We start from the raw sequence: 16,403 nt of genomic DNA, 5'->3' as shown, positions 1-16,403 counted from the left end.
CCCCCGTCCAGCCGGTAAATCCGGCCGGACGGGGGTCCTGGCGGGGTGGGGGGTCAGCTCAGGCGGGCGCCGATGTGGATGGCGACCGCGTCGTGGGCGGGGATGTCGGCGGCGAACCAGCCGTTGCCGTCCACGGTGACCACCGGTCCGCTGCACGAACCGTTGCCGAAGGTGCCGTGGATGACGTCGCAGTACCGGCCGGCGGGCAGGCCGGTGTAGTACGAGCGGCCGGTGATCGGGTGGTCCTCGTCGTTGACCGTGAGGTAGCCCTTGCCGGCCCGGCTGAACGCGATGTGGTTGTTGCCGTTGTCGTACCAGTTGGCGACCCCGGCGCCCTCGGTGGCGTTGCGGAAGCCGACCATGTTGGCGATCACCGGCCAGCGGTGCTCGCACTCCCAGCCGGAGTAACAGGTGACGTCGAGCGTCCGGCCGGAGCCGTCCTGCGGCGGGCCCTGGTCGCGCTGGCTGAAGGTGTAGCTGGACATCACCGTCGGCGAGCCGTACGGCCAGGCCAGCATGAACGCGTTGGCCAGCGCGTAGATGCCTCGGTCGCGGTAGGTCAGCACCCCGCCGACGTCGCGCTGGGTGTCGTGGTTGTCCACGAACACCGCCGCCACGCCGCCGGGCAGGTGGCCCCAGCCCTCACCGAAGTTGCGCAGGTAGGCGAGTCGCTCGGAGCGGAACACCCGGGCCAGGTCCTTGCCGTAGCGGAACTCGTGCACGTCACCGTTGCCGGTGTACTCGCCTGGCTGGATCGGCTCTCCGGCGCCGTGGATGACCTCCTGCACCAGGTACGCCGGCCGGGAGAGCCGGCTTTTCAGTGCGGCGATGTCGCCGGCCGGCATGTGCTTGCTGGCGTCCATCCGGAAGCCGTCCACGCCGAGCGAGAGCAGATCGTTCAGGTAGCCGGCGAGCCGGCCCCGGACGTAGTCCGACTCGGTCTTCAGGTCGGCGAGGTTGACCAGTTCGCAGTTCTGCACCTCCCACCGGTCGCCGTAGTTGACGATGTCGTCGCCGCCGTTGCGGCCGCAGTGGTGGAAGTCCTGGTACTGGTAGATGCCCGGGTAGTCGTGGTGCCCGTACGCCGACCCGGCCCAGCCGGTGCCGCCGTTGTCCTGCCCGGACATGTGGTTGACGACCGCGTCCACGATCACCTTGACGCCGGCCGCGTGGCAGGCGTCCACCATGGCCTTGAACTGGGCGCGGGTGCCCTTGCGGGACTCGATCCGGTAGCTGACCGGCTGGTACGCCAGCCACCACTGGGAGCCGCGGACGTGTTCCTGCGGCGGGGAGACCTGGACCCAGCCGTAGCCCTTCGGGCCCAGCGTGGTCCGGCACTCGTTGGCGACCGAGGTCCAGTTCCACTCGAAGAGTTGGACGATCACCTTCTTGGCGCCGGCCGGGGCCGCGACGGCCGGGGGCGCCGTCACGGTGGTGGGGACGAGCACGCTCGCGATCACACCGAGGGCGAGCAGCGCCGAGTGCCATCGACGTCGATGCATCGGAACTCCTGACGGGGATGCGGGGGACGGGGTGGTGGTGCGGGGGAGGGAATCTCAGCTGCCCGAATCTTGCAATCGAGGCTGAAAGATTTCGGAAAGATTACAAGCGCGTTGCAGCGGCTGTCAACGTATGGAGATCAGTCGCTGTTTGCGGATGGGTCGGCGAGGGCGGACGCCACTACACGCGGCGGGCGGCCGGACGGTTCGACAACCGGGCGGAATTTTTTCCCGGGTCGGTGATCCGACCGCGCCGTAGCTCCGTACTCGATGGGGGAGCAGGGGTCGGCCGGCGGTGCGCCGCCGCGAGACGATCGAGGAGCAGATGGCCCGGGTCAAGCAGAACCAGAAACCGGCCACCGTCCGGACCACCAGCACCAGCCGGGGCGTCCGTACCCGGTCCCGGCCCGCGATGGCCGTGCTGACCGTGTCCGCGATCGCCGCGCTGTGGGCGGGGACGATGCTCACCGGCGCCGGCCAGACGGCGTACGCCTACGGCTTCTTCTTCACCGAGTTCTTCGCCGGGGTGATCGCCCTGGTGTCGCTGAGCCTCACCGTGATGCTCGGGCTGCTGGCCACCGACCGGCTGGTGCTGCTGATCCGGCACCGGGTGCTGCTCCAGTCCGCGCACCGGGCCACCGGCATCCTCGGCGTCGCCGGGCTCCTCTTCCACGTGCTGACCAAGGTGGCCACCGGCCGGGCGGCCAGCACCGACGCGATCGTGCCGTTCGTCGGCGGCGGCGGGCTCTACGTCGGTCTCGGCACGGTGGCCGGGCTGCTCATGGTGAGCGTGCTCTGGACCGGCATCGTCCGGGCCCGGTTCGCCGGGGTCGGTCCGAAGTGGCTGTGGCGGACGCTGCACTCGACCGCGTACCTCGCCTGGCCGTTCGCCATCCTGCACGGGCTCAACGCCGGCCGGCCGGCCAGTTCCTGGGTGGTGCTCAGCTACCTCGCCTGCGTGCTGCTGGTCGTGCTGGCGCTGCTGGTTCGCCTCTCGGTGACGTTCGGCCGGCGCAGCCGGGAGCAGCACCAGGCGGCCGCGATGAACCAGGCCCTGGCCGGCCGACCGGCCGAGGACGGCAAGGGCCGGTCGCTGCTCGGCGGCCTGTCCCGCCGGCGTGCCGAGGGCGAGCGCGCCGGCCGGGACAGCAGCTGGGCGGAGACCACCCTGGCCGGCACCTGGGCCGCGCCCGGCGCCAGGCGGCGCGACCCGGAGCGGTTCACCGTGCCGGTGGTGCCCGAGCCGGGGTCGCTGCGCGAGCGGGTCCGCCCCGCCCGCCGCCGCGACCAGGAGCCGGCGCCGGCCGCCCGCCGCCGCCGCACCGAGGAACGGGAAGCGGTGGCCCGCCGCCGCGAGGACGAGCTGGAGCCGACCGCCCGGCGCCGCCGGGAGCAGGAGCCGGAGCGGCGGGCGACCCGCCGTCGCGGCGAGGAGCCGGAGCGCGCCGAGCGGCGCGCCCGCCGGGCCGAGGAGCTGGCCCCGACCCGCCGCCGCCGCGACGACGAGGACCTGGCGCCGACCGCCCGGCGGGGCCGGGACGGCGAGGACCTGACCCCGACCGGCCGGCGCCGCCGGGGCGAGGAGGAGACCGGACGGGTCGGCCGCCGGTCCCGGGTCGACGCCGACGCCGGCACCCGGTACTCGGTGCCGCCCCGGCGGCGGGCCGACGAGCCGGAGGAGCCGTGGGACAGCCCGCGCCGCTGGGAGGCCGCCGAGCCGATCTCCGCCGGCCCAATCTCGGCGGGCCCGGTCTCGGCCGGTCCGATCTCCGGTGGGCCGAACTCGGGTGGGCCGATCTCCGCGGCGCCGCGCAGCGGCGGGGGCCGGCACAGCGCCGAGGACGACGTGCCGGAGGAGCCGGACTACTGGCGGCCGCCGGCCCGGTACGTCCCGGAGGAGGAGATCCCGGCCGACGACACCCCGACCCTGGTCGACCTCGCCTCCCGGCGAGCCCGCCGCGAGGCCAAGGAGAGCCGCCGCCGGCGCCGGGCCAACGCCGACGCGGTGGACGGGGCGTACTGGGCCGGGCTGCGGGGTGAGGCGCGGTGATGCGGACCACGGTGCCCGCGGTGGCCTGCGTCGGCGAGCCCCGGCTCACCGCCGGCTTCGCCGAGTTCGGCCGCCTCGACCTGCTCGCCCACGAGGAGGTGCACGGGCCGATCGGGCCGATGGAACCGGCCAACCTGCTGCGGCTCGCCGATGGCATCCAGCTCAAGGGCAAGGGCGGCGCCGGCTTCCCGTTCGCCACGAAACTCCGCGCGGTGCTGGAGTCCTGCGAGCGGCAGGACCTCACCGCCGTGGTGGTGGTCAACGCCACCGAGGGCGAGCCGGCCAGCTGGAAGGACAAGGTGCTGCTCACCCGGGCCCCGCACCTCATCCTGGACGGCGCCGCGCTGGCCGCGTACGCGCTGGACGCCGACGAGATCGTGATCGGCATCGCCGACGACGGGGTCGGCAAGGAGTCGCTGACCGAGGCGTTGCAGGAGCGCCGGATGCCGGTGCCGACCACCGTCGTCACCGTGCCGCACCGGTTCATCTCCGGCGAGGGCGGCGCGCTGGTCAACGGGATCAACGGCCTGCCGCACATCCCGCCCGGCACCAAGAAGCGCTCCAGCGACTCCGGCGTCGGCGGCCTGCCCACCCTGCTGTCCAATGCCGAGACGTACGCCCAGCTGGCCGTCGCGGCCCGGCTCGGCCCGTACGAGTACGCGGCGCTCGGCACCGACGACGAGCCGGGCACCGTGCTGCTCACCGTCACCGGCGCGGCGAAGCGGCCGGCGGTGGTGGAGTGCGCCGCGGGCACCCCGCTGCGGGAGATCCTCGACCTGTGCGAGGCGCCGGACGGTCCGGGCATCCTGGTGGGCGGCTACCACGGCAAGTGGATCACCCAGGAGGCCGCCGACCGGGCGGAGATCTCCCGCAAGGGGCTGGCCGCGGTCGGCGGCACCCTCGGCGCCGGCATCATCGTCCCGCTCGGCGCGGACACCTGCCCGCTCGGCGAGGCCGCCCAGGTGGTCCGCTACCTGGCCGGCGAGTCCGCCGGGCAGTGCGGCCCGTGCAGGATGGGCCTGCCCGACCTGGCCCGCGCCGTCGACCTGGCGGTCTCCGGCAGCGCGCCGGTGGAGGTGGTCCGGGCCGCCGCCGGCGACGTGAAGGGCCGCGGCGCGTGCAGCCACCCCGACGGTACGGCCCGGTTCGCTCTCTCCGCGATGGAGGTCTTCGCCGAGGACCTGCGGTTGCACGCCACCGGCGAGGGCTGCGGCCGGCGGGTCAAGGGCGTGCTGGGGCTGCCCGGCGCGCCGGACCCGAACCCGCAGAAGCTCATTCTGGACTGGTCCCGCTGCGACGGGCACGGGCTCTGCGCGCACGTGGTGCCCGACTTCATCCGGCTGGACGCCAACGGATACCCCGCCTTCCCACCCACCCCCGTGCCGACCTGGCTGCGCGAGGGCGCGCTGAAGGCGGTCAAGGTGTGCCCCGAGCTGGCCCTGCGGCTGGCCAGGGCCGAGTAGCCACCTGCGAAGGGAGACGCGATGCGGACGCTGCGCCGGTCGGTCAGGTCCGGGCGGTCACCCCGCCGCGCCACGCGCCGGACCGCCGGCCCGCTCGCGGTGCTGCTCGCCGCCGTGCTGGGCGCGACGTCCTGCGCCGGTGGGGCGGAGCCGGCCGGTCCGGCTGCCGCCACCGGCGGCACTGCGCCCACCGGCGGGACCGGGCCGTCGCCGACCGGGTCGGCCGGGCCGGCCGTGCCGGTGCCGGACACCCTGGCCTTCACCGCGCGGACCCTGGACGGGGCGGCGTTCTCCGGCGCCGGGCTGGCCGGCCGGCCGGTGGTGCTCTGGTTCTGGGCGCCGTGGTGCGCCACCTGCGCCAGCCAGGCCTGGACGGTCGCCGAGGTGGCCCCGAGGTACCGGGAGACGGTGCCCATCGTCGGCGTGGCCGGGCTCGGCGAGCAGCGGGCCATGAAGGACTTCGTCACCGAGTTCGAGCTGGCCGGGACGCCGCAACTGGACGACCGGGCGGGCGCGCTGTGGCGCCGCTTCGAGGTGGTCGAGCAGAGCACCTTCGTGATCATCGACCGGAGCGGCAAGGTGGTGCACCGGGGTTTCCTCGACGGTGCGGACCTCACCCGGCGGGTCACCGCGCTGGCCGGCTGAGGGAGGCCCCGCTGCCGCGGCCCCGGCGCTCGTGGCGTCGGGCGCCCCGGTCGGCCGGAGACGTGATACCTCACCGTCATGTTGATGACGGTGAGGTATCACGACCAGCGGCAGGGGTGCGAGCCCGGGCCGCCCGCCTGAGCGGCGGCGTCGGGTCCGGTCGCGGCAGGTGCGGAGGCCTCGGGCCGCGGAGTCAGCGGACCGGGGTGAGGCGGTCGGTGCCCAGCCGGTCGCGGAGCACCTCGGGGACCAGCACCGACCCGTCGGCCTGCTGGAACTGCTCCAGGATGGCCGGGAAGAGCCGGCTGGTGGCCAGCGCCGACCCGTTGAGGGTGTGCACGAAGCGGGTCTGCTTGCCGCCCGGCTCCCGGTAGCGGATGGCCGCCCGGCGCGCCTGGTAGTCGCCGGCCCAGGAGACCGACGACACCTCCTTGTACTTGCCGGTGCTCGGCATCCACACCTCGATGTCCAGGGTCTTTTTCATCGAGGCGCTCGCGTCACCGGCCGCGAGCAGGCTGGTCTGGTGGTGCAGGCCCAACTTCTCGACCAGGCCCTCCACGTGCCCGACCATCGCGGCCAGTGCGGCGTCGGCCTGCTCGGGGAGGGTGAACTGAAAGATCTCCACCTTGTTGAACTGGTGGCCGCGCACCGTGCCGCGTTCGTCCGAGTGCGAGCCGGCGGCCTCGCGCCGGTAGCAGGGGGTGTAGGCGAACGCCTTCAGCGGCAGCTTCCCGGTGTCCAGGATCTCGTCCTGGTACGCGCCGAGGATCGCCGTCTCCGCGGTGGGCAGCAGGAACTGTCCGCGCGGGGCGGACTGCCGGTCCAGGTGGTAAACGTCGTCGTAGAACTTGGGGAACTGCCCGGCGGCGAAGCCGGCGCTGTCCAGCAGCAGGTGCGGCGGGAGCAGGAACTCGTAGCCGGCGGCGATGTTCTGCTCGATCAGCCAGTTCAGCAGCGCCCACTCCAGCCGGGCGCCCAGGCCGGTGTACATCCAGAAGCCGGAGCCGCCGAGCTTGACGCCGCGCTCGTGGTCCACCAGGCCCAGCGCGCGGCTCAGCTCCACGTGGTCGCGGACCTTCTCGATGGCCGGCGGTTCGCCGAACGTCCGGACGACCCGGTTGGCCTCCTTGCCGCCGGGCACGACGTCGTCGGCAGGCAGGTTGGGCAGCTCGCTCATCCGGTCGCGCAGCCGGGCCTGTACCTCGTCGAGCTCGGCCTCCAGCTCGGCGAGCTGCTTGCGGCCGGCCTCCGGCGCGGCGACCTCCGGCTCGCGGCCGGCCCGCTTCGCCTCCGCGTACGCCCGGGCCTCCGCCTTGCGGCGCTGCCGCTCGCCGTCGATCTCCGTGATCAGGCTGCGTCGCTGCCGGTCGAGCTGCTGGAGCTCGTCCAGCGCGCGGGTCACCTCGGCCGGGTCCAGCCGCTTGGCCAGCGCGGTCGCCACCGCGTCCCGATCCTTCCGGATCAACTCCATGTCGAGCATGCTGCTCCGTACGCCTCCGTCCGGACGTCAGGTGGACCTCCAGATGCTACCGTCGCGGCCCCGCGCTCCCCGGGCGGGACCGGCGACGGTCAGAGCCGGATCGGCATCAGGATCGAGAACGAGTCGGCGTCGTCCGGCCGGCGTACGGCCAGCGGGGCGATCGGGCCGTCCAGCTCCAGCACCAACTGCCCCTGGCCGGCGGCGTCCAGCGCGTCGAGCAGGTAGCCGCCGTTGACCCCGACCCGGAACGCGTCCGGATCGTCGGTCAGCTCGTCCGCGCTGAGCAGCCGCAGCCCGCCCCGGTCGTCCAGGCCGAGCACCGTCACCGCCAGCTCGACGCCGTCGTGGCCGCCCGGCACTACCGGGGCGTCCGGGCTGGTCAGCGCGGCCCGCAGGACGGCCACGTCGACCGTCAGCCGGTGCGCCGGAGACCCGTCGACGAGCGGCCGCAGCAGCCGGGCGTAGTCCGGGAACTCGTACGGCAGGGCGGTGGCCTCGACACTCCGGCCGGCCACCGAGACCGAGATGGTGTCGCCGGCCACGGTGAGCCACGCCTCGGGGGTGATCCCCTCGCCGGTGTCGAGCAGGGCACGGACCTCGTCGACGAAGCCGACCGGAGCGAGCGCGCGCACCGGTGGGCCGTCCGGCCGGCCACCGACCCGGGCCACGGCTAGCCGGTGCCGGTCGGTGGCGGCCAGCCGAACCCCGTCCGGCTCGACGTCGAACAGCACGCCGGTCAGCACCGGCAGCTCGGGGTCGTCGCCGACGGCGAAGCGGACGGCGTCCACGGCGGCGGCCAGGTCGGCGCGGGACAGGATGAGGCGGGTGGACATCGGCTGCTCCTCGGGATCGATCAGGGTACGGATCCGGGAGAGTTCGCGGCGGGCGTCGGCGAGCCCGTCCTCCAGCCGGCGCAGGTGCGCGTCCAGCAGCCGGTGCACCGCTGCCGGTTCGGCGCGTACCGCCTGCGCGATCTCGGCCACCGGCATGCCGACCCGGCGCAGCCCGGCCACCAGCCGGGCCGGCGCCACCTGGTCGTCGGTGTACCAGCGGTACCCGGTGACCGGGTCGACCCGCGCCGGGACCAACACCTCGGCCGAGTCGTAGAACCGCAGGGCGCTCACCGTCAGGCCGCTGGCCCGGGCCAGCTCGCCGATGCTGCGCAGGTCGCTCTCCACGGCGATGATCCTGCCGTCTCAACCAGGTCGAGGGTCAAGCCGCCGTGGCGGCCGGGCCGTCCAGCACCCGGAAGGTCAGCCCGGCCCGGGTCAGCCGGTGCAGCAGCGCGTCGCCCATCGCGGCGACCGGGGTGAGCTGGCCGGCTGCCGGCGGCAGGTCGTCCAGCGCCAGGCAGAGCGCCGACTCGGCGAGCATCTTGGCGGTCTCGTCGTAGCCCGGGTCGCCGCCGGCCACCTCGGTCAGCACCCGCCGGCCGCCGCCGGTGCCGACGAACCGGACCCGGAACCAGGACTTCGCCCGCTGCCGCGGCGTCGGCCCCTGCCCGGAGGCGAGCCGGCCGAACAGCCAGCGCCGGGTCGGCGGCAGCTTCACCAGGGCGACCACGGCGGCCAGCCCGGCCGCGCCGGCCAGCACGGTGGGCAGCCGCTTCACGGCGGCGAAGTGCCGGTAGCGGAAGTCCGGGCCGTACTCCGGCCGGGCCGCGGCCGACCGGCGGACCACCTGCGGGTCGATGGTGGGCAGCGGCACGGCCCAGACCGGCAGGTCGGTGGAGCGGCGGAGCCGGCCGGGCACCGCGCGGACCCGGCGGTCGGCCGGGCGCGGTTCGACCGCCCGCCGCTCCCGGGCCGCCCGCGACGCCTGCGCGGTACGGGAGAACGCGGTCAGCGCGGAATGGTAGGTGCCGGCGGAGAACCGGCCGCCGGCCCGGACGTAGCCGTCCACGGTGATCGGGCCGTCCGCCGGCAACTGCTTGACGGTGTACCAGACGCCCAGGTCGTGCGGGATGGAGTCGAACCCGCAGGCGTGCACCAGGCGGGCTCCGGTGCGTACCGCCTCGGCGTGGTGGCGCAGGTACATGGTGTCGACGAACTCGGGTTCGCCGGTGATGTCCAGGTAGTCGGTGCCGGCCCGGGCGCAGGCGGCGACCAGCGGCTCACCGTGGTGCACGTACGGGCCGACCGTGCTGGCCACCACCCGGGCGCTCTCCGCCACCGCGCGCAGCGACTCCGGGTCGGTGACGTCGGCGGTGAGCAGCGGCAGCGTGGCCAGCGTCGGGTCGACGGCGGCGAGCCGCTCGCGGACCGCCGCCAGCTTCCCCGGGTTGCGCCCGGCCAGCGCCCACCGTAGCCCCGCCGGCGCGTGCCGCGCCAGATACTCGGCCGTCAACCCCCCGGTGAACCCGGTAGCCCCGACCAACACCACATCGAATTCTCGCCGTTCCCGTCCCTCACCCACCCCCCGATCCTCCCACCCACCCCGCCCGCCAGCTCACTCCACTCACACCCGGTTGATCATGAAGTTGATGGCGCCGCCCGCCCTTTAGTCGCGATCGACTTCATGATCAACGTGGTGTTGGGCGGGCGGCGGGCGTGGGGTTGGTCAGGGGGTGGGATGGAGGACGGGGCGGAGGCAGCCGTCGGCGCGGGTGCGGAGCAGGGTGTAGGCCTCGGAGGCGCGGTCGAGGGGGAGGTGGTGGGTGGCGAGGTACTCGGTGCGCAGTTCGTCGCGAGCCATCCGGTCCAGCAGCATCGGGATGTAGCGCGGCCCGTGCTGGCGGGCGCCGCGGACGGTCAGCCCCTTGGCGGTCACCACGCCGAGCGGAAACGTGTCGACCACGCCGGGCTGCGCCCCGAGCACGACGACGCTGCCGCCCTTGCGGCAGGCGTGCACCGCCTCCCGGACCGCCGCCGGGCGGGGCGCCGCGCCGGTGAGGCGGTCACCCAGCGAACGGGTCCCGGCGGCCGTGCCGACCGCGTCGACGCACACGTCCGGTCCCCGGCCGCCACTGCGTTCCCGCAGCTCGGCGGCGACGTCGACGCGGCGGTAGTCGAGTGTCTCGGCGCCGGCGTGCCGCTCGGCCGCGCGCAGCCGGTCGGGGTGCCGGTCGACCACCACCACGCGCTCCGCGCCGAGCAGTCGCGCCGCCCGCGCGGTGACCTGGCCGACCGCGCCGGCGCCCCAGACCGCCACCACGTCGCCCGGGCGCACCCCACCCAGGTCGGCGCCCATCCAGCCGGCCGGCGCGGCGTCCGAGGCGAACAGCGCCCGGTCGTCGCTGACCGGCTCCGGCACCGCGAACGCGCCGACGTCGGCGTACGGCACCCGGACGTACTCGGCGTGGCTGCCGGCGAACCCGCCCTGGGACCGGGGCTGGCCGAAGCAGCCAGCGACCGGGTGCCCCCAGGCCGCCTCGCCCGCCTCCGGGTCGGTGCTGCCGTTGTCGCAGCAGGAGTGCAGCTCGCGGCGGCAGTACCAGCAGCTGCCGCAGGAGACCGACGAGCAGACCACCACCCGGTCGCCGGCCCGGTGCCGGCGCACCTCGGGACCGACCTCGACCACCTCGCCGAGGAACTCGTGGCCGAGCACCTCGCCGACGGCCGGTCCCCGCCCGGCGAGCAGCGGCAGGTCGGCGCCGCAGGCGGCGCTCCGCCGCACCCGGACGATGGCGTCGTGGCCGTTGCGCAGCTCCGGGTCGGGCACCTGCCGTACCGTCAGCTCGCCGGCGCCCATCCAGCAGAGCGCCCTCATTCCGGCGTCACCGCCGGACGGTCCAGCTCGCCGCGGTCGGGGCGGAGCACCTCGCCGGTCTCGGCGAGCTGCTTGACCTGCCGCAGCGCCTGCCGGATCAGCCGACCCGGGTCGTCCCCGACCAGGTGGACGGCGAGCCCCGGCGGCGGCCCGGCACCCGGGCGCGGCCGGGCGGCGAGTTCGGTGCCCCGGTCGCCGGGGGCGGGGCGGCTCCGCACCTGCACCGCGTCGCCGAGCCGGCGTAGCGGCTCCGGCCAGCGGCCCTCGGGGAGCACCTGGTCGGGTGGGCGGTCCACGGTCACCACCTGCCAGCGTGCCGGCCGCCCGTCGCCGCCGTCCGGCCAACCCGCCGGGCGCGGCGCGGCCAGCGCCCGTACCGCCGCCGCGCCGGCGGCGCCGAGCGCGATCCCGCTGCCGGCCAGCCGTGCGATCGCTCCCACCTGTCGCGCACCCCCTGTCCCACCGGTCACCGCCGGCGCTCCGGCCACACCCGGCGGGCGCCGCGTCGGGCGCGGCCGGAACGCGCCGGCGGGCGGCCCGGTCACGCGCGGCCGGCCGCCCGCGTACGCCCAGGGTGGGCCGGCGACGGGTGAAGCCGGCTCCCCCGGAAGGGGTGAACCGGTCCCGGCCGGGTAACCGGCCGCCGCAGGACCGGGGGAGTGGACGCGTCCGTGGGGGTGGGGCCGGATGCCGGAGGAGCAGAGCCGAACCGTGGTCACGGCGGCGGTGCGGGGCCCGGCCGGCACACCCCTGCTGGCGTCCCGGTTGCGTCCGCCCGCGCTGCCCGATCCGGTGCTGCTGCGCCCCCGGCTGCTGGACGCCCTGGATCGGGGGACCGGCGGGCCGGTCACCCTGGTCTCCGCGCCCGCCGGCTGGGGCAAGACCACGCTGCTCGCCTCGTGGTGCCGGGCGGCCGGTGCCGCCGGGCCGGACCGGGCGGAGGGCGGCCCGGTGACCGCGGCGGCCGAGGGGGCACGGGAGAGCATGCCGGCGGGCGCGCCGCCGGGGGACTTCGGTGCGGCCGGGGACGGTGCGCCGGACGGCGAACCGCTCCGGGCGGCCTGGGTGTCGGTGGAGTCCGGCGACGACGGCGACCGGCTCTGGTCCTACCTGGCGGCGGCGCTGCGCGCGGCCACCGGTCCGGCCGGGGACGCGCCGGAGCCCCCGGTGCCCGACCGGCCGCCCCGCCCGGACCAGCTGGAACTGCTGGCCGCGGCGCTCGCCGCCCGGGAGCGGCCGGTGCTGCTGGTGGTGGACGACCTGCACCGGATCACCGACCCGGCCGCGCTGACCGGGCTGGAGTTCCTGCTCCGCCACGCCGGGCAGCGGCTGCGGTTGGTGGTCGGCGCGCGGGCCGGGCTGCCGCTGGCCGTGCACCGGTGGCGGCTGGCCGGGGAACTGACCGAGCTCGGCCCGGACGAACTGGCCTTCACCGGTGACGAGGTGGCCGACCTGCTCACCGCGCACGGCGTGGTGCTGCCGGTGGCCGGGGTGCGCCGGCTGCGGGAGCGGACCGGCGGCTGGCCGGCGGCGCTCCGGTTCGCCGCGCTGGCGTTGCGTGGGCAGCCGGACCCGGCGCGCTGGGTGGAGCAGTTCGGCGGCGACCAGCCGGACATCGCCGGCTACCTGCGTGAGGAGGTGCTCGCCGGGCTGGCACCCGAGGAGCAGGACGTGCTGCGGCGCACCGCAGTGGCGGACGCGGTCTGCGCCGGGCTGGCCGACGCGCTCACCGGCCGCGCGGACACCGAGGCGACACTGGCCGCGCTGGCCGGCGCCGGCGGGCCGCTGCGCCGCGACGACAGCCGCCCGCCCTGGTACCGCTGCCACCCGCTGGTGGCCGACCTGCTGCACGCCGAGCTGGCCCGGCTGCCCGGCGACGAGCTGCGTGACCTGCACCGGCGGGCGGCCGGATGGTACGCCGACAACGGCCGGCCGGCCGACGGGCTGCGGCACGCGCTGGCCGCCGGCGAGTGGGGCCCGGCCACCGACCTGTTCATCACCCGCTGGCCCGAGCTGGCCCCGTACGACCGGGACGCCCCGGCCGGACCGGCGCCCGCCCTCCCGCCGACCGAGGCGGTGGCGCGCGACCCGGAGCTGGCGCTGGCCTGTGCCGCCGAGCGGGCGCACGCCGGGGACGCGGCGGCCACCGCGGAGCGGCTACGGCTCGCGGCCGAACACGCCCCGACGCTGCCCGCTCCGCGCCGGGAGCGATTCCTGCGCCTGGTCGCCGCGCTGGAACTCGCGCTGGCCCGGCTGGCCGGCGACCACCGGGAGGTACGCGCCGCCGCGGGCCGGTTGCTCGCCACCCGGACGCACGCCGGGATGCCCGGCGCCGCGCCCCGGGGCGACGCGGGCGAGGACGCCGACGTGCGGGCGGTGGCGGAGACCGCGGTCGGCCTGGTCGACCTGGCCGAGGGGGAGCTGCGGGCGGCCGCCACCGGCTTCGGGCGGGCGCTGGCCGCGGCCCGGGAGGCGGGACGGCCGCGGACCGAGCTGGTCTGTGCCAGCCGGTCCGCGCTGCTGCACGCGGCCCGGGGCGAGCTGCGGGCGGCCGAGGACGCCGCCCGGGCGGCGCTGGCCCTGCCGCCCTGTCAGGGTTGGGCCTGCCGGCTGGACTGCGGCCACGGCTACCTGGCGCTGGCGCTGGTGGCGCTGCACCGCGACCAGCCCGAGGAGGCGGAGGCGAACCTGGGGCTGGCCGGGCCGGCCGCCACCGGCGAGCCGACCGTGGCGGCGCTGGCGGCGCTGTGCCGGGCGTACCTGTGCCGGGACGGCGGTGACCCGGCCGCCGGGCTGCGGCTGCTGGTCGAGGCCCGGGAGCGGCTGGCCGATCGGCGGGCCGTCGAGGTGACGCACTGGCTGCTCGCCGCCGAGGCCGACCTGCGGGGCGGCCGGGGCGACCTGGACACCGCCCGCGAGCTGCTCGCCGACCGGGTACGCGAGCAGAACGTGCCGGCGTTGGCGGTGGCGCTGGCCCGGGTGGAGCTGCGTGCCGACGACCCCCGCGCCGCCGGACACCTGCTGCCGGACTGGCAGGCGGCGGAGGCGGCCGACTGGCCACTGCCGGTACGCCTCGACGCCGCCGTACTCGACGCGGTGCTGGCCCGGCGGGCGGGGGACGAGCGGCGGGCCGGCCGGCTGCTGGAGGCGGCGCTCGACCTGGCCGGGCCGGACGGGTACCGGCGGGTGTTCACCCGCGCCGAGCCGGGCGTGCGCGACCTGCTCGCCGCGCACCTGGACGCCGGCACCGCGCACTGGCCGACGGTCAGCGACCTGGTCCGGGGCGCTGACGAGCCGGCCGGCCGGACGGCGGCCGAGCCGGCCGCGGCGGCGCTGGACGAGCCGCTCACCGAGCGGGAGCTGACCATCCTGCGCTACCTGCAGAGCATCCTGTCCAACGTGGAGATCGCCAGCGAGCTGTCGCTGTCGGTCAACACGGTGAAGACGCACGTCCGCAACATCTACCGCAAGCTCGACGCGACCCGCCGCCGCGAGGCCGTCCGTCGGGCCCGCGAACTCCGGCTCATCTGACCCGCCCCCGAAGATGATCAAGAGCCTTGCGTCACCGGCTGCCGGTTGACGCAAAGCTCTTGATCGACAGGAGGGGAGAGGCTCAGGGATTTGCGGCCGCGTCCACCGCCGTGAGGAGGTCGGCCAGGTCGTAGCCGTCGTCGTGGCGGACCTCGTTGATGAACAGGGTGGGTGTGGCGTTGACGCCGCTGCGGATGCCGCTGACGAAGTCCCGCCGCACCCGGTCGCCGTGCGCCTGCCGGTCCACCTCGGCGCGCACCTCGTCGATCGGCAGGCCGAGCTGCTCGATGCCGAGCGAGAGGTGCACCGGGTCGAGCTGGTCCTGGTGCTCGTAGAGCCAGTCGTGCATGGCCCAGAACTTCCCGCGCCCGCCGGCCGCCTCGGTGGCCTCGGCGGCGCTCTCCGCGTACGGGTGCAGGTTGGCGATCGGGAAGTGCCGGTACACCAGCCGCACCGTGTCCGCGCGCTGGCGGAGCAGTTCGGTCAGGTTCCGGTACGCGGCCCCGCAGAACCGGCACTGGAAGTCGGCGTACTCGACGATGGTCACCGGTGCGTCCACCGCCCCGCGGACGTGGTCGTGCTCGGTCACCGGGGTGCGCAGCCGGGCGGTGACCTGGAGTGGCGTGGTCATCCGACCCCCTGATCGCCGGCGGACCCGGGCGCGGTACGCCTGGGTCGGATCAGCCCGTTCGGCTCAGTCATGGCTCCCAGCCTGGTCCCCGCCGGGGTGAGCGTGGCTCACCCTCCGCGGGTGGTTCGTCGCCCGGGCCTGCTCTGCCGGCACGGCAAGTCAAGCGCTCGGCCACTACCCGGCGGCGCCGTGCGCCGGGGCCGCGGTGGCTCAGCCGAGCACGGGGGCGACCGCTATGTGGTTCTGCACCTCCCGGATCCCCGGCGCGGACCAGACGATCCGCTCCACCTCGGCGCGTTCGGGCATGGAGTGGACCAGCCCGCCCAGCAGCACCGTGTCGCCGTGCACCCGGACCGTGATCCGCTCCGCCGCGGTCGCCCGGTTGCGGGCCAGCGCGTCGACGATCCGCTCGGCCAGCAGGTGCCCGTCCGGCCGTACGTCGGGGCGGACGGTGATCCCGTTGCTCACCCCGCGTACGCCGGTGAGCCGGGCGACCGCCCGTTCCGCGGCCCGGCGCTGGTACTCCCACTCCACCTCGCCGTGCAGGGTCACCCAGCCGTTGGAGACGGTGACGTCGAGTTGTTCGAGCGGCACGAAGGCGTCCCACTCGAGCGCGTGGCCGGCGGCGGCGGCGAGGTCCGGGTCGGCCCGCTCGGCGCCGGTGCTCAGCTGCACGGTCAGGTCGTTGGCGACCGCGCGGACCCGGGACACCCGGTGCGCCGCCCGCTCGGCGGCCCACTTCTTGGCGTAGCTGTCCACCCGGCCGGTGAGGGTGACCACGCCCTCGGAGACGGTCACGCCGATCTCGTGCGGCTGTACCCGGGGCTCCCAGGTCAGCTCGTCGAGGACGGCGGACTGGATGTCCTGGTCGGTACGGGTGATCGTGGTGATCGCCATCTTCACTCCTCCCCGAAATGGCGGCCCTGCGTACGTCACGCCATCCGATCCTGCCGCCGCCGGGGATGAGACCCCCTCACCCGACCGGGGCGATCCGGCGGATCAGCCCGGTCCCGTCGGACAGCGCGGACGCCTACTTCGGCTACAGCGGGCTGACCATCGACCGGCAGCGGCCGAACACCCTGATGGTGGCCACCCAGATCTCCTGGTGGCCGGACGCGATCTTCTGGCGCAGCACCGACGGCGGCGCCACCTGGAGCCGGACGGCGGCCTCGGCGGGGGCGCCAGCACCACCGTCGGATTCCTGGGCAGTTGGACCGGTGCCAACGGCCCACCGAACCCGGTCACCTGCACCAGCCGCTGAACCCGGCGGCGGGCGGTTCGGACCGCCCGCCGGTGCGGCGCGGACTCCGGTCCGCCGGGGCTGCTTGAGGGGGCCGGGACCCCGGCGGGCCGGGCCGGCCCGGCCCGCCCGGACCGGCGGGATCCCCGGGCAGCC

General features: G+C 75.9%; 11 protein-coding genes and 1 pseudogene. 4 read left to right on the top strand and 8 right to left on the bottom strand.

Features of this window, described 5'->3' with window-relative positions:
* Window positions 1-53 precede the first annotated feature (53 nt).
* Window positions 54-1,502, bottom strand: coding sequence for an alpha-amylase (locus FHX32_RS02190; protein WP_167179005.1), 1,449 nt, complete (start codon window positions 1,500-1,502; stop codon window positions 54-56).
* A 292-nt stretch (window positions 1,503-1,794) separates the two neighbouring features.
* Between FHX32_RS02190 and FHX32_RS02185 the strand changes: the two genes are divergently transcribed.
* Genes FHX32_RS02185 through FHX32_RS02175 form a run of 3 tightly spaced genes read left to right on the top strand, consistent with a single transcriptional unit; the run spans window position 1,795 to window position 5,657 of the window.
* Window positions 1,795-3,549 carry a ferric reductase-like transmembrane domain-containing protein gene (locus tag FHX32_RS02185; protein ID WP_486480875.1) on the top strand — a complete coding sequence of 585 codons (1,755 nt, stop codon included), beginning with the start codon at window positions 1,795-1,797 and terminating at the stop codon, window positions 3,547-3,549.
* Entirely contained in the window at window positions 3,546-5,012 is a 1,467-nt protein-coding gene (locus FHX32_RS02180; RefSeq protein ID WP_167179003.1) for an NADH-quinone oxidoreductase subunit NuoF family protein, read from the top strand. Before FHX32_RS02185 ends, FHX32_RS02180 begins: the two co-directional genes overlap by 4 nt.
* Before the next feature lie 21 nt (window positions 5,013-5,033).
* Window positions 5,034-5,657 carry a redoxin domain-containing protein gene (locus FHX32_RS02175; protein WP_167179001.1) on the top strand — a complete coding sequence of 208 codons (624 nt, stop codon included), beginning with the start codon at window positions 5,034-5,036 and terminating at the stop codon, window positions 5,655-5,657.
* 193 nt (window positions 5,658-5,850) lie between these two features.
* On the opposite strand, the gene serS is transcribed toward FHX32_RS02175, so the two are convergent.
* The 5 genes from serS to FHX32_RS34375 all read right to left on the bottom strand — a co-directional run bounded on the left by serS (window position 5,851) and on the right by FHX32_RS34375 (window position 11,252).
* Complete coding sequence (gene serS / locus FHX32_RS02170; protein ID WP_167178999.1) at window positions 5,851-7,137, bottom strand: serine--tRNA ligase; 1,287 nt, start codon at window positions 7,135-7,137, stop codon at window positions 5,851-5,853.
* Between the two features lie 89 nt (window positions 7,138-7,226).
* On the bottom strand, window positions 7,227-8,303 hold the full coding sequence (locus FHX32_RS02165; RefSeq protein WP_167182082.1) for a DNA polymerase III subunit beta family protein: 1,077 nt from the start codon (window positions 8,301-8,303) through the stop codon (window positions 7,227-7,229).
* Between the two features lie 46 nt (window positions 8,304-8,349).
* Window positions 8,350-9,552 carry a saccharopine dehydrogenase NADP-binding domain-containing protein gene (locus FHX32_RS02160; protein ID WP_167178997.1) on the bottom strand — a complete coding sequence of 401 codons (1,203 nt, stop codon included), beginning with the start codon at window positions 9,550-9,552 and terminating at the stop codon, window positions 8,350-8,352.
* Window positions 9,553-9,696: 144 nt separating this feature from the next.
* Window positions 9,697-10,845, bottom strand: coding sequence for a zinc-binding dehydrogenase (locus FHX32_RS02155; RefSeq protein ID WP_167178995.1), 1,149 nt, complete (start codon window positions 10,843-10,845; stop codon window positions 9,697-9,699).
* Window positions 10,842-11,252: a hypothetical protein gene (locus FHX32_RS34375; RefSeq protein WP_486481067.1), complete on the bottom strand. Its 411-nt coding sequence runs from the start codon at window positions 11,250-11,252 to the stop codon at window positions 10,842-10,844. The genes FHX32_RS02155 and FHX32_RS34375 overlap by 4 nt, the downstream gene beginning before the upstream one ends.
* A gap of 206 nt (window positions 11,253-11,458) precedes the next feature.
* Between FHX32_RS34375 and FHX32_RS02145 the strand changes: the two are divergent.
* Window positions 11,459-14,376: pseudogene (locus FHX32_RS02145) on the top strand (winged helix-turn-helix domain-containing protein).
* Window positions 14,377-14,458: 82 nt separating this feature from the next.
* Here the strand turns inward: FHX32_RS02145 and FHX32_RS02140 are convergent.
* Both FHX32_RS02140 and FHX32_RS02135 read right to left on the bottom strand, forming a co-directional pair.
* Window positions 14,459-15,007 (bottom strand): thioredoxin domain-containing protein, encoded by a 549-nt coding sequence (locus FHX32_RS02140; RefSeq protein WP_167178991.1) that lies wholly within the window; start codon window positions 15,005-15,007, stop codon window positions 14,459-14,461.
* A 210-nt stretch (window positions 15,008-15,217) separates the two neighbouring features.
* A complete protein-coding gene (locus FHX32_RS02135) occupies window positions 15,218-15,904 on the bottom strand; it encodes a BON domain-containing protein (RefSeq protein ID WP_167178989.1) in 687 nt (228 codons plus the stop codon).
* Window positions 15,905-16,403 lie beyond the last annotated feature (499 nt).

This window comes from Micromonospora sp. CNZ280 (genome assembly GCF_011759515.1).
This window is presented reverse-complemented; position numbering and strand designations above follow the sequence as displayed.